The following is a 13634-nucleotide window of genomic DNA, read 5'->3' as shown; positions in this document are numbered from 1 at the left end:
GCGCGGACTCTATCGCTGCGCGACGCGCCGCAGGTCATGCCCTCCCGCGCGACGGCCTCGTCCCCGCCACTGAGGCGGCGCGAGCGCCCCCCGGCCGGCGACGCCGGTCCCCCGACCCGGGCCGAAGGACAGGGTTGACCCGGTCCGTCGGTCGTTCCTAACGTCGAACTCGGCGATCGTGTCGCGTCACCGGCCTGGGTCCCAGGTCGCTTCTCTTCTGACAGCAGGGGGCAGCATGACGACTCAGGGGAACGAACCGTCGGCCTCGTCGCGAGGCTCGGGCACAGGCTCGAACGGCGCCGGGTCGAAGGGCGCTGGCGCGTACATCGGCTGGATGTCGATGGCGATCCTGATCGCCACGGCCGTGGCGAGCGTGCGCGGCCTGCCGGCGATGGCGGCCTACGACTGGGCGTCGATCTTCCTCTACGTCCTGCCCGCGATCCTGTTCATGGTGCCCGTGGCCCTGGTGGCCGCAGAGCTGGCCAGCGGCTGGAAGGGCGGTGTCTTCGTCTGGGTCAAGGAGGCCTACGGCGACCAGATCGGGTTCTTCGCCATCTGGCAGCAGTGGATGCAGAACGTGGCCTGGTACCCCGCGCAGCTGGCGTTCTTCGCCTCCGCGCTGGCCTACGTGTTCAACCCGGGGCTGGCGAACTCCGGCCTGTTCACGGGGCTGGTGATCCTGGTCGTGTACTGGCTCTCGACCCTGATCGCGACCCGCGGCGTCGATGCGTTCGCCAAGGTGGGCACCTGGGGGTTCCTGGTCGGCACCATCGTGCCGGCGGCAGGCCTGATCGTCTTCGCCGTCCTGTTCATGGTCGACGGCGGTAAGTCGCAGCTGGCGCCGATCGGGGACGCGGAGTGGTTCCCGAAGTTCACCGGGCTGGCCAGCATCGTGCTGATCGTCAGCAACTTCCTGTCCTATGCGGGCATGGAGATGAACGCCGTGCACGTGACGAACATGCGCCGGCCCAGCATCGACTTCCCGAAGGCGATCGTGCTCTCGGTGGTGCTGATCCTGTTCGTCTTCATCCTGCCGACCCTGGCCATCTCGGTCGCGGTGGAGGGCTCCAGCGTCAACCTGACCCAAGGCGTGCTCCAGGCCTTCGACGTGTTCTTCCACCGACTCGGGATGCCGTGGGGGACCGCGGTGATGTCGCTGCTCATCGTGATCGGCATCCTCGCCTCGGTGGTCACCTGGATCCCCGGGCCGAGCCGCGGCCTGCTCATGGTGGGCAAGGAGGGCTACCTCCCACCGCGTCTGCAGGGGACGAACAGCCGGGGCATGCAGGTCCCGATCATGATGGTCCAGGGTCTCATCGTGACCGCGATGGCGGTGCTGTTCGCGATCCTGCCCTCGGTGCAGTCGGTCTTCTGGATCCTCACCGCGATGGCGGTGCAGCTCTACCTGCTGATGTACATGGTCATGTTCCTGGCCGCGATGCGGCTGCGCCGCACCCATCCCGAGGTCAAGCGCGGCTTCCGGACCCCCGCCATGCCGGTGGTCGGCACGGTCGGCTTCGTCGCCAGCGTCGCCGCATTCCTGCTCGGCTTCGTCGAGCCGTCCGGCAACTCCGACGCGCTGCCTCAGGTGCCCTACATCCTGCTCCTGGTCGCCGGGATCATCGTGCTGGGCGTCTGGCCGTTCGTCCTCTACCGGTTCCGCAAGCCGGAGTGGAAGGTCGAGGCCACCCCGGACCACACGCACTCCGACACGTCCGAGCAGGAGGCCTGAGTCCGATGAACACGAACCTCCACCGCGCAGCACACCGCGCAGCACCCCGCGCAGCACACCGCGCAGCACACCACGCAGCACCCGGCTCGCCCGCGCGGCGGGTGGCGGCGCTGGCCGTCGCGGTCGGATTGGCCCTCTCCGCGTGCTCGGCCACCGGCACGGCCGACAGCCCCGACAGCGACCGGGCCAAGCAGCTCGCCAAGGAGCTCAACGACAACCTGCGGGACGTGGACCTGCCCACGGTCAACGAGGAGTCGGCCAGGGCCCTCTACGGCACCGACGGCGGGGTGAGCTGCGAGAACGCCGACGAGCTGCAGCAGCAGCTCTCACTCGCCCAGTTCGGCAACAACGCCTTGCACCTGCGCCGTGTCGTGCTCGACCCGAGCGTGATCGCCTACGACGTGGCCGTCATCAAGACCTACTGCCCTGACCGGGCGGAGGACCTGCAGAAGCTGTTCGACAAGTTGGACACCGAGGAGACGGTCCCGTCCCGCTCGGCAAGCCCGGGGGAGTAGACCTCCGCCCAGCATCCGGGGACGGTGCTCACCAGTGCTGTCCCGAGTGAGGAGCGACATCCATGCTGCACAACAAGAACTCGGTCCGCGGCGCGCTCGAGGACGACGTCTTCGCCGCGACCGACCTGTCGGTCGCGATGCCGAAGTACAAGTTCCCCGACGAGGAGCGCCCGCCACGCCACGCCTTCCAGGTCGTCCACGACGAGCTGATGCTCGACGGCAACTCGCGGCAGAACCTGGCGACGTTCTGCCAGACGTGGGTGGAGCCGGAGGTCTCCGACCTGATGACCTTGTCGGTGGACAAGAACATGATCGACAAGGACGAGTATCCCCAGACCGCTGAGCTCGAGGCCCGGTGCGTGCACATGCTCGCCGACCTGTGGAACAGCCCTGAGGCGGCGGACACGATGGGCACCTCGACGACGGGGTCCAGCGAGGCGGCCATGCTCGGCGGGCTGGCCCTGCTGTGGAAGTGGCGCGAACGGCGGCGCGCCGAGGGCAAGCCCACCGACCGGCCCAACCTGGTCACCGGCCCGGTGCAGATCTGCTGGCACAAGTTCACCCGCTACTGGGACGTCGAGCACCGGGAGATCCCGATGGAGGGCGACCGGCTGATCATGGACCCCGAGGAGGTGCTCAAGCGGGTCGACGAGAACACCATCGGTGTCATCCCCACCCTGGGCGTCACCTTCACGTGTCAGTACGAGCCGGTGGCCGAGGTCGCGGCGGCGCTGGACAAGCTGCAGGAGGACACCGGGCTCGACGTGCCCATGCACGTCGACGGCGCCAGCGGGGGCTTCATCGCGCCCTTCTGCGAGCCGGAACGGGTCTGGGACTTCCGGCTGCCGCGGGTGAAGTCGATCAACGCCTCCGGGCACAAGTTCGGCCTCGCCCCCCTGGGGGTCGGCTGGGTCGTGTGGCGCGACGCCGAGGACCTCCCCGAGGACCTGGTCTTCCACGTGAACTACCTCGGCGGCGACATGGCGGTCTTCGCCTTGAACTTCTCCCGCCCCGGCGGCCAGATCGTGGCGCAGTACTACAACTTCCTGCGGCTCGGCCGCGAGGGATACCGCAAGGTGCACGAGGCCGGCTACCACACCGCCCAGTACCTCGCCGACGAGATCGCACAGATGGGCCCCTTCGAGCTCATCTACGACGGCCGCGGCGGGATCCCCGGGCTGACCTGGAAGCTCAAGGAGGGCGTCGACCACGGATTCACCCTCTTCGACCTGGCCGACCGGCTGCGCACCCGAGGGTGGCAGGTCCCGGCGTACACGCTGCCGCCGGACCGCGAGGACCTGGCGATCCAGCGGATCCTGGTGCGTCACGACTTCAGCCGGGACATGGCCAGCCTGCTGCTCGAGGATTACAAGCGGGAGCTGAAGATCCTCGACAAGCACGGGCTGAAGGAGTCGCTGACCGCGGAGGAGGGGACCTCGTTCCACCACTGAGACGGGCAGCGGTCCACGTGGCGCCGGTCGACTCCGACCGGCGTCGCGTCGCGCCCCTGGATTGAACGGCTCCCGGCGATGACCATGAGGACCGACCCACCGCAGGTGCGCGGCCTCACCGAGCAGCAGGTGGCCCAGCGCAGGGAGCAGTACGGCGCCAATACCCTGCCCGAGCCCCGCCGGCAGGCACCCTGGCTGGACCTGCTGCGGCAGATGACGCACCTGCTCGCGGTGCTGCTCTGGGTCGCGGCAGTGCTGGCGGCTGTGGCCGGGATGCCGGAGCTCGCCATCGCCATCGCCGTCATCGTCGTCCTCAACGGGGTCTTCGCCTTCTGGCAGGAGCACCGCGCCGACCGGTCGGCACAGCAGCTGCGCGCGCTGCTGCCCGCGAGGACCCGGGTCGTCCGCTCCGGTGAGGAGGTCGTCGTGGACGCGAGTGACCTCGTGGTCGGCGACCTCGTCCGGGTGGAGGCGGGCGACCGGGTGGGGGCCGACATGGTCCTCGTCGAGACCGACAACGTCACCGTCGACGAGTCGATGCTGACCGGGGAGAGCGCCGCGGTCGCCCACGGCGTCGGGGACAAGATCCTGACGGGGACCTATCTGGTCGAGGGCGAGGGGTGGGCCACGGTCGAGGCGGTCGGGACCGCGACGGCGTTCGCCGGGATCTCCCGGCTCTCCGAGTCCGCGCATCGCCCGCAGAGCCCTTTCCACCAGCAGCTCAACAAGGTGGTCAGGGTCGTCGCCGTCGTCGCCTTCTCCGTCGGGGCGGCGCTCGGGGTCGGCGGGTACTTCCTCGGCCTCGGCGCCACGGAGGCGTTCCTCTTCGGGGTGGGGGTGTCGGTGGCGCTGGTCCCCGAAGGCCTCCTGCCGACGGTGACGCTCTCCTTGGCCCGCGGAGCCCAGCGCATGGCGGCGGAGGACGCGCTGGTCCGCCGGCTCGACGCGGTGGAGACCCTCGGGGCGACGACCTTCATCTGCACCGACAAGACCGGCACGCTCACGCAGAACCGGATGAACGTCGTCGCGGTCGAGACGCGCGGCGGCAGGCACGACGTCGCCGGCGACGGCTACGCCCCTCGCGCCGACATCAGCGGAGACGGCCCCCCCGCCGAGCTGCGCGCCGCCGCGCTCGCCGGGCTGCGGTGCGTCACCGGTCGCGTGGTGGAGAAGGAAGGGGGGTGGATCGCCGAGGGCGACCCGCTCGAGGCCGCGATCCACGCCCTCGCGCTGCGGGCCGAGGTGCCCGTCGCGGAGCCGGACGCGAGGCGGGTCTACACCGCGGAGCGGATGATCAGCTCCGCCCTCGCCGACGGCCAGGTGTCCGTGCTGGGCGCCCCGGAGGCCGTGATGGCCCGGTGCCAGGCGGTACCTGTCTCCTTGAGCGCCGCGCTCGACGAGATGACCGGAGCAGGTCTGCGTGTGCTCGCGGTGGCGCGGCGGACCTGGGACGGCGAAGCCTCCGATGCCATGGAGGAGGACCTCGAGCTCCTCGGCCTGCTCGGTCTGCAGGACCCGCCACGCGAGGACGTCGCCGAGGCCGTGCGCAGCTGTCGCGACGCCGGGATCCGGATCGCGATGATCACCGGTGACCACCCCGCGACCGGGCAGGCCATCGCCCGCGAGATCGGGCTGCTGCGCGACGGTGGCGTCGTCGTCGAGGGCCGCGAGCTGCCCGCGGACGACGCTGTGCTCGCCGAGCTGATCGACACGCCCCACGGCGCCGTGGTCGCCCGGGCATCGCCCGCGGACAAGCTGCGGATCGCGAAGGCCCTCCAGAGCAGGGGGCACGTCGTGGCGATGACCGGCGACGGCGTCAACGACGCGCCTGCGCTCCGCGCAGCCGACGTCGGCGTCGCCATGGGTCTCGGCGGCAGCGACGTCGCCCGGTCGGCTTCCGACCTCGTGCTGCTCGACGACCACTTCGCCACCATCGTCACGGCGATCGAGCTGGGCCGGGCGACCACGAAGAACGTCCGCCGCTTCCTCACCTTCCACCTCACCGACAATGTCGCCGAGCTGGCGCCCTTCGCGGCGTGGGCGCTCACCGGAGGCACCTTCCCGTTGGCGCTCAGCGTCCTGCAGGTCCTCGCGCTCGACATCGGCACGGACATGCTGCCGGCGCTGGCGCTCGGGGCCGAGCCACCACGCTCGGATGTCATGAAGGGACGACGACGCAGGGTTCTGGTCGACCGGGCGCTGGCGGTGCGCGCCTTCCTGGTCCTCGGCGGCACCGAGGCGACCTTGGCGCTCGGTGCCTTCGCCGCGGTCCTGTGGGCGGACGGTTGGCGGTGGGGAACCACTCCGGGCGCGCAGAGCCTGGCGCTGGCCTCCGGCACCGCCTTCGCGACCATCGCGTGCATGCAGGTGGCGAACTCCTTCGCGTGCCGCAGCACGCGGCTGCCGGTGTGGCGCCTGGACCTGACGTCGAACCGGCTCCTGCTGGTCGCGGTCGCGGTCGAGCTGGTGCTGCTGCTCGTGTTCGTCGGGTTCCCACCGGTCGCGGACCTGCTGGGCGGTGCGTTCCCCGAGCCGTCGGGGTGGGCGATGGCCGTGGCCGCATCCGTCGTTCTCGTGCTCGTGGACGGGCTGGTCAAGGTCGGGCGGGGCAACGGCAGGAGCCGCGGGGCTCGGCTGCCCTGACGACCCGGTCGAGCAGCGGTCGAGCAACGCCTAGGAAGGTCTCACAGGACGCCGGTCTCGGGCGGGACGGGGACCACGGCGACGGTGGTCCGCGCCCGCTCGACGACCGAGGTGGCGATGGAGCCGGTGACCAGCCTGCTGAGGGTGTCGAGAGGGTGCCTGCCCACGACGACCAGGTCCCAGGCCGCCGCGGACCGGCTGCCCAGGACCTCGTCCGCGAGGCCGTGCGCGACCTGCAGGGTGAGTGGGACGTCGGGGTAGCGCTCCCGGAAGCCCGCGGTGGCGGTGGCGAGCGCGGCGCTGGTCTCGTCGTCGGCAGGGATCGGGGACGTGGACCCGGTCGAGACACCTTGGTGGCCCTCCACCGCCGCGACGACGTCCCACACGCAGTGCACTGCTGTCAGCGCCATCGCGTTGTGCGAGGCGAAGGCGAAGGCGAAGTCGAGAACGGGCTGGGACAGGGGCGTCGCATCGACGCCGACGAGCACACCGTGGCCACCAGCGGTCTCCTGCGGGCGGCACACGACGACCGGACAGGTGGCGTGCTTGCTGACCGCCGCGCTGACCGACCCCAGCAGCGCGCTGCGGATCGCCCCGCGACCGCGGGAGCCCACCACGACGACGTGGGCCAGGCGGGAGGCCTCCACCAGGGCGGTGCGCGGATCCCCCGAGGTGGTCAGTGCGAGGACCTCGACGTCGTCACCCACGATCCCTCGCGCCTGCCTGGCCGCGTCGTCGTTCGTCGACTCCACGTCCTCGCCGGCGGTGAGCACCGCGAGGGACCGCCGTTGCAGCAGGGCCTGGTGCGCGGCCCACCGAAGTGCGCGCTCGGCGTGGGCGGAGCCGTCGGCGGCGACCACCACGCACCCTGGGGGGACGACCTGGGTCATGGTCGCTGCCTCACTCGGTGGGGGCGGCCTGCGGGACCATGGCTACCGTGGTCCGCGCGCCCTCCAGCACCGCGGTGGCGACCGCGCCCGACATCAGCCGGAAGACGGTGTCCACGGGGTGCCGGCCGACCACGATGAGGTCCCACGAGCCGTTGGTGTCCGCCAGGCACTCCTCGGCCAGGCCGCGGGCCAGGACCAGGTCCACGTCGACGTCGGGGTACGTCGAGCGGAACCCGGCGACGCTCTCGGACAGCAGGAGCCGGGGCTCGTCGAGGCCGGGCTCCCGCGCCGAGGCGAGCTCGGGGCCCTCCGCTGCCGCTCGCTCGTCCCAGATGGTGTGCATGACGGTCAGGGCCTGGTCGGTGCGCGAGGCCTGCGCGAAGGCGAAGTCCAGGACCGGGCCGGACTCCACCGTGCCGTCCGCGCCGACCAGGATCCCCTGGTCGGCCGGGTCCGTGGGGTCGCGGGGTCGGCAGACCACGACCGGGCACTCCGCGTCCCGGACCACGACGGCGCTCACCGAGCCGAGCAGCCTGCTGCGCAGCGAACCGCGCCCGCGCGAGCCCACCACCACCAGGTGGACCCGGCGCGAGAGGTCCACGAGCACGACGCGCGGATCTCCCAGCCGGGCCGTGGCCGCGGCACGCACGCCCGGGCGGATCCGGCGCACCAGCGCCAGGCTCTCCTCGGCGAGAGCCAGAGCACCCTCGAGCGCCGCCCTCGGCTCGTAGGTGTAGGCGGCACCGATGTCCAGCCATCCCGCCCCGGCCGTGGCGTTGACCGTGGCCACGAGCACCAGCGGCCGGCCTTCGAGGTGGGCCTGCTCGGTCGCCCAGTGCACGGCGCGCTCGGCGTGCTCGGAGCCGTCGACACCGACGACGATGCTGTGCGGGTCGATCTCGTCTTCCATGACCTCAGCCTCCGTCCCGGGCGGGCGGGAGACCACGGTCGGATTCCTCCCCGGCACGGGACCTTCGGCCCCCGGGCTCGCCGGTGATCTCCAGCACCTCCGCGACAGGACGGCGCGGGGTGTGGGTGGCGGGGTGCTTCTCACCCACCGGAAGCCCCACCTGGACCAGCGCGTGCGGCACGAACGCGTCCTCCAGCAGCGTCCGGGCGAGCTCCTCACGGACGCTGTCCACCTCGACGGGCTGGGTCATCGGGATGACCCCCAGGCCCCGACGTGTGGCCTCCAGCCAGAGTGCGCTCAGCGCCTGACCGGCACGCAGCCAGGCGTCCTGGTCGTCGACGCTCCCGCCCAGGACGATGACGCGGTCCCCGGTCCGGGCGGCGAGACGGGCGTCCTCGACGACGTCGGGGCGGAACCTGGAGCGGGCCTGCATCGGATCGGGATCCTGGGGCAGCTGGGAGCGCGGGATCCCGTCGCGTGTGCTGTGGTCGATCCAACGACGCTGTTCCGCCCGCCGCTCCGCATCGAGGTCGACCAGGCTCATGGCGCGGTTGGCGAGGATCTCGAGGGCGACCCGGTCCTCGTCGGCGGTCACCGCCCGTGCCTCGACACCTCGGGTCGCGGCCACGTCGCAGAGGGCGTCGAGCACCTCGGGGGGCACCGGCTGGGTGCCGAACCGCCGGCGGTCGGTGCCTCGGGAGCGGAGCAGCGCGAGGTCGGCGTCCGCCACCGGGCCTGCCGTCGCCCGGCGGAGCGCGACCCGGGCGAGGACCCCTTTGCCGGGCGGCACCCTGGAGACGTCGTACCCCAGGGCGCGGGCGGCGAGCTCCAGGTGGTCCAGGGCTGCGCCGCAGCTGATCGTCAGGTTGCGACTCGCCGGGTCGGAGTGCACCAGGCGACGGCTGTCGTCGGCGGCCAGCGCCAGGGTGTGCCCGTCGTAGCGCCAGCGCCACGGCTGGGTGTTGTGCACGCTCGGCGCCAGGCAGGCGAGCCCGACCAGCTCCTCCACGTCCGTCAGCGGGACGTCGCCGCCCTCGTCGAGGTGGTCGTCGAGGTGGTCGTCGGGGTGGTCGTCGAGGTCGTCGTCGGGGGCGCTCATGTGCTCCCTCCGGCCGACCGGGAGACCGGAGGAAGCACCCGGCGCCCGCTGACGGAGCTCACCTCCACCTTCAGGCCGAGGACCCGTGGTCCGGTCACCCACGGAGCGGGACCGTCGGAGGACCGCTCCTCCCGGGTGCACCGCCCCCGGGCCAGGACGCTCCACCCGGTGTGCTCGTCCTCGTCGAGGTCGTCCACCTCGAACGAGACCTCGCGTTCCGCGCAGTCGCGCGCCAGCATCGAGTACGGCGTGGTCCGGAACAGGATCAACCCTTCACGTGCCACGAAGTTCACCGGGATGATCACCGTTCCGTTCGCGCCGGACCAGGCGACCCGGCCCACCGCGCGGCTGTGCAGCAGGTCCCAGCACTCGTCGCTGCTGAGCTCCACGATGCGTCCAGGACGCTCCTCGGGGACTTGCATCGGACACCTCTTTCGTAGGGACGGTTCCCAGACTGCCCTTTCCGACCCCCGGCCAGTAGACCCAGCGGTCCTCAATCTTCGACAAGCTGCGCTCCGCCCGGCGTCGGCCCCGCCGTCTCACCCTCCGCTCTCCGCCCGAACGGCCGGGACCGAGACGACCCGCCCGTCGGCGTTCACGATGACGCTGGGTCCGTCGGCGACCAGCCGCGCCACCTCCCGGCCGTAGTCGGGGACGTCGGGGCCCGGCTCCCCGACGGGGGTCACGATCAGGCCCGCCTGGGTCTGGGACCGCACGGTCTGCACGACCAGCCCTTGGGCGAAGGTCGAGATGTCCAGCCCCGTGCTGGTGATCCGCCCGTCCGCCACCGTGACCAGCGGGGACAGCTCGGGGGGAGTGTCGCCGAAGAGGAGGAACGGCCGAGCGGACGGGGCCGCGTCCCAGTCGAAGGCAGTGTTGCGGCGCCACCCGCTGAACTCCGCCAGGGTCGGCACCAGCGCGTCCAGCGAGACCGTCGGGTCGTCGAGGGCGGCGGTGGGCAGGATGACGTCGAAGCCGTCGGCGAACGTGGCCGGCACCGTCGTGAGCCCGGCACCGGTGCCGCCGAGCACGAGGGCGGAGGCCGGCAGCAGCTGGACGTCGTACGACGTCTGGCGGACGTCGCACCCGCCCACGTCCCGGTCCCGCAGAAGGGTGATGACCACCTCGTTGCGCAGCAGCTCTGCGCCTGCCGGGAGGGTCGCGGTCACCCGCTGCCGGCCGGCGCCGGGCAGCTGGATGCTCTGGGCCAGGTCGTCGTTGAGCCTCACCTGCACCCACCACCGGGCGTCGTCGACGGTAGGCGGGACCAGCATGTCGAGGCGCAGCGCCGTGGGGACGGAGCCGCCCGGCAGGTCGGCCAGGGTGTAGGGCACCCGCCACGACCGACGGTCGGTGATCGGCACGACGGGTGTGTCCACGCCGAGGTCGTTCAGCGTCACCTGCTTGCCCTCGAGCTGCTCGAGGTCGACGGTCCTCGGTGAGGCCACCCCGGTGTCGGCGGTGCGCACCACGTCCGTGGTCATGAACGTCGGCACGACGTCGGCGGCCGGCTCGATGACGCCGAGCACGGGCCGGTCGCCCTTCTGCCCGGCCTGGACCGTCCCGTCCCCGTCCACCGGGTTCCACCCGAGGTCGGCGAGGTCCTCCAGCGACCCGAGGAGCACCAGCGAGCCGGGGTGCTTGGGCACCTTGTCGGCGAAGTCGATGACGTGGCCCTGCTGGGTGAGGAAGGCACCCAGCCGTGCTGCCAGCTCGAACCACTTCTGGTCCGGCTTCCCGGGCAGCACCAGGGTGACCTCGTGCGCCAGGTCCGCGACCTGGTCCCGGACCGTCTGCAGCCGCTCGTCGAGCTCTCCGAGGACCCGGGTGCGCTTCGGGTCGAGCACGACGAGGGAGCCCAGGTCGGTGGTCAGGTTGCAGCGGCGCTGGCCCAGGTTCCCCGTCAGCCGGACCTGCACCTGAACCTGGCCGTCGCGGACCGAGGAGGCGGGCAGGTCGACGTCGGCGTCCAGGTCCTTGGTGCCGCGGGGCAGCTCCGCCACGTACGCCGCGACGCCGTCGACGAGCACCCGCAGGAAGACCGTCCCGGACTCGGCGACCTCCGTGGTCCCGCGCAGCCGCAGGACCGGGTCCTCCAGCCGGGAGTCGACCGGCACGGGCAGCGTGAAGGACGCCGAGGTGCCGTTGTCATCGCTCAGCCGGATGCCGTCCTCGACGCCCAGGTCGAGCAGCGTCGTGCTGAACCGCCTGTCGGGCGCGACGTCGTCGGCAGGATCGGCGCCGAACCAGGAGGGGCGCAGCAGCGCCGCCAGCGCCACGACCAGCAGGGCCACGACGAGGAAGATCAGGGCACCCCGCGGCGCCCAGCCGCCCACTCCTGCCCCGCCTGCCCGACCGTCCGCGGGGGAGCCCGGCGGGCCGACGGCGGCACCGTCCGTGGGGCCCTCGATCGGCGTGCCGGCCGGGTCGTCCGTGGGGTCGGTCATCCCTGCGCCTCGGCCTCGGCCAGCTGGTTCATGATCCGCACGCGCCCGTCCCGTGCACCGTCAGCGGGTGGCCGACGGCCGCCTCGGTGAGGAACCGGTTCAGCACGTACCTTCATCGCTTTCTCCGCCGGCGTCGAGGGTGGTCGAGGGGGAGCGACCTCCGGGTCGCGGTGCTCCCACCCTTGCCCCTGCGAGGAGGACACGGCAGGGTCGGAGGACCCGGGTCGCCGGCCCCGCCGACGAGAGGCACCCGCCGACGAGAGGCACCGGCCGCAGCCGCCGACAGACTCAGGGCACCTCAGGGCAACGGGATCGTCCAGGTCACCGTCGTGCCCTGCTCGGGGGAGGTGGTCAGGTCGAGCGACCCGCCGTGCTGCTCGGCGCGGAGCCGGAGGTTGGCCAGACCGCTCTGCGCCATCGACGCCCCCGTGCCGGTCTCCATGCCGACCCCGTCGTCGTGGACGCGCACCGTGATCTCGGAGCCGACACCGACCTCGACCAGGCAGGTTCCCGCATGGGCGTGGCGCGCGACGTTCGACAGCGCCTCGGTGAGGACGGCGAGGACGTCCGCGAGCAGGTCCGGCCCCAGCAGCGAGCGCACCGGGCCGTGGAACTGCACCGTCGGCCGGATCTTCATGGACCTCGCCGCACGCTCCACGACCTCCATCACCGCAGCGCGCGCGTCCGTGGCGCCCGTCAGGGGGCCCAGCCGGAAGATGGTGTTGCGGATCTCGCGGATGGTCTCGTCGATCTCGCTGTTGGCCGCCTCGATGCTCGCGGCGACGTCGTCGGGGCGGTCGAGCCGGGGGACCCCCTGCAGCTGCAGGCCCACGGCGTAGAGCTTCTGGATCACCAGGTCGTGCAGGTCGCGAGCGATCCGGTCCCGGTCCTCCAGGACCGCGAGTCGTCGCTCGTCCTGGTGGATCCGCGCTACGCGCAGCACCAGCGGCGCCTGGTCGGCGAGCAGCCTCGGCAACGCGGCGTCGCGGTGCAGCCGATCGGGGTCGACCGGGTCCGCCCAGGCGATGGTGAGTGCGGCCTCCTCGTCCGAGGAGGTGTAGAGCGGCAGGACGAAGGCCGATGCCATCGGGGCGCCACCGAGCGCCGCGGAGACGTCGACCGCCCGGGAGTGCTCGAAGATGCTGCGCACCCGCAGCGGACGACCGGTGACGGTGGCGCAGCGGGAGAGGGAGGTGGTGAAGTCGACGGACGCCCTCGCGGAGGGGTCCGTGTCGAGGCCCGCGACGGCGCGCAGGTGCAGGCGCGCCGCGTCGGCGCCGGAGACGACCCAGGCCACGTCCGCGCCGGACAGCTCGAGGGCCCAGTCGGCCACGATGCGCCAGGCGGTGTCGTCCGGCGCGTCGCTGCGCGGCTGCTCCGCCGGGCGGCCCCGGCCACCGCGTCGGGTGGCCAGGTCGCCGAGCCGGGCGTGCGAGAGAGACGTGGCGATGATGCCGGTGAGCGCCGCCGCGACCTCCCCGTCCCGCTCGAGGAAGGCCGACCCGGACCGCTTGCCGGCCAGCAGGAGGGTCCCCAGGACGCGGCCACCGACCGTCACCGGGACGCTCAAGGAGTCACCCGAGGTGACCGGGCCATCGCTGACGAGGGCCGGTCCCCGGGTCATCAGGGTCTCGAGCACCGCCTCGTGGCCGGTCGGGTCGCCGTGGGCGTGGAGCCACGGGGTCTGCGACTCGGCGCCGGCCGTGCCGGGTGCCTCGACCACGAGGGCGCCGAACCGGGCGCCGGTGAGCTCTGCGGCCACCCGCACGACCTGGTCCAGGGTCTCCTCGGCGGGCAGCCGATCGCTCCTGGGCGGCGGACCCGCAGTCTGGTCGTCCTCCGGTCTTCCTCCCATGCCCGACTCCCTCGCCATCCGCGGGCCGCCAGGAGCCGCGTCCTGACGTCTGTCCACTACCCCCGACCCGGGGCCTGAGACCTCGGGCGCCG

At 72.4% G+C, this 13634-nt stretch carries 10 protein-coding genes; 4 read left to right on the top strand and 6 right to left on the bottom strand.

Features of this window, described 5'->3' with window-relative positions; genetic code table 11:
• Window positions 1–334 precede the first annotated feature (334 nt).
• The 4 genes from gadC to KG111_RS12110 all read left to right on the top strand — a co-directional run bounded on the left by gadC (window position 335) and on the right by KG111_RS12110 (window position 6341).
• Window positions 335–1732: a glutamate/gamma-aminobutyrate antiporter GadC gene (gene gadC, locus KG111_RS12125; protein ID WP_205292877.1), complete on the top strand. Its 1398-nt coding sequence runs from the start codon at window positions 335–337 to the stop codon at window positions 1730–1732.
• Between the two features lie 5 nt (window positions 1733–1737).
• Window positions 1738–2247 carry a hypothetical protein gene (locus KG111_RS12120; protein WP_205292878.1) on the top strand — a complete coding sequence of 170 codons (510 nt, stop codon included), beginning with the start codon at window positions 1738–1740 and terminating at the stop codon, window positions 2245–2247.
• A gap of 62 nt (window positions 2248–2309) precedes the next feature.
• Entirely contained in the window at window positions 2310–3698 is a 1389-nt protein-coding gene (gene gad / locus KG111_RS12115; RefSeq protein WP_205292879.1) for a glutamate decarboxylase, read from the top strand.
• Window positions 3699–3782: 84 nt separating this feature from the next.
• Window positions 3783–6341 carry a cation-translocating P-type ATPase gene (locus KG111_RS12110; RefSeq protein WP_205292880.1) on the top strand — a complete coding sequence of 853 codons (2559 nt, stop codon included), beginning with the start codon at window positions 3783–3785 and terminating at the stop codon, window positions 6339–6341.
• Window positions 6342–6382: 41 nt separating this feature from the next.
• Here the strand turns inward: KG111_RS12110 and KG111_RS12105 are convergent, their stop codons facing one another.
• The 6 genes from KG111_RS12105 to KG111_RS12080 all read right to left on the bottom strand — a co-directional run bounded on the left by KG111_RS12105 (window position 6383) and on the right by KG111_RS12080 (window position 13542).
• Window positions 6383–7231: a universal stress protein gene (locus KG111_RS12105; RefSeq protein WP_205292881.1), complete on the bottom strand. Its 849-nt coding sequence runs from the start codon at window positions 7229–7231 to the stop codon at window positions 6383–6385.
• Window positions 7232–7241: 10 nt separating this feature from the next.
• Complete coding sequence (locus KG111_RS12100; RefSeq protein WP_205292882.1) at window positions 7242–8141, bottom strand: universal stress protein; 900 nt, start codon at window positions 8139–8141, stop codon at window positions 7242–7244.
• Between the two features lie 4 nt (window positions 8142–8145).
• Entirely contained in the window at window positions 8146–9240 is a 1095-nt protein-coding gene (locus KG111_RS12095; RefSeq protein ID WP_205292883.1) for an Acg family FMN-binding oxidoreductase, read from the bottom strand.
• Window positions 9237–9662, bottom strand: a complete 426-nt coding sequence (locus KG111_RS12090) for a pyridoxamine 5'-phosphate oxidase family protein (protein ID WP_205292884.1) — start codon at window positions 9660–9662, stop codon at window positions 9237–9239. The genes KG111_RS12095 and KG111_RS12090 overlap by 4 nt, the downstream gene beginning before the upstream one ends.
• 117 nt (window positions 9663–9779) lie before the next feature.
• A complete protein-coding gene (locus tag KG111_RS12085) occupies window positions 9780–11687 on the bottom strand; it encodes a hypothetical protein (protein WP_205292885.1) in 1908 nt (635 codons plus the stop codon).
• Window positions 11688–11985: 298 nt separating this feature from the next.
• Window positions 11986–13542: a GAF domain-containing sensor histidine kinase gene (locus KG111_RS12080; protein ID WP_205292886.1), complete on the bottom strand. Its 1557-nt coding sequence runs from the start codon at window positions 13540–13542 to the stop codon at window positions 11986–11988.
• Between the last annotated feature and the right edge of the window lie 92 nt (window positions 13543–13634).

Origin of the sequence: Nocardioides faecalis, from assembly GCF_018388425.1 — a bacterium.
Lineage (GTDB): Bacteria > Actinomycetota > Actinomycetes > Propionibacteriales > Nocardioidaceae > Nocardioides > Nocardioides faecalis.
This window is presented reverse-complemented; position numbering and strand designations above follow the sequence as displayed.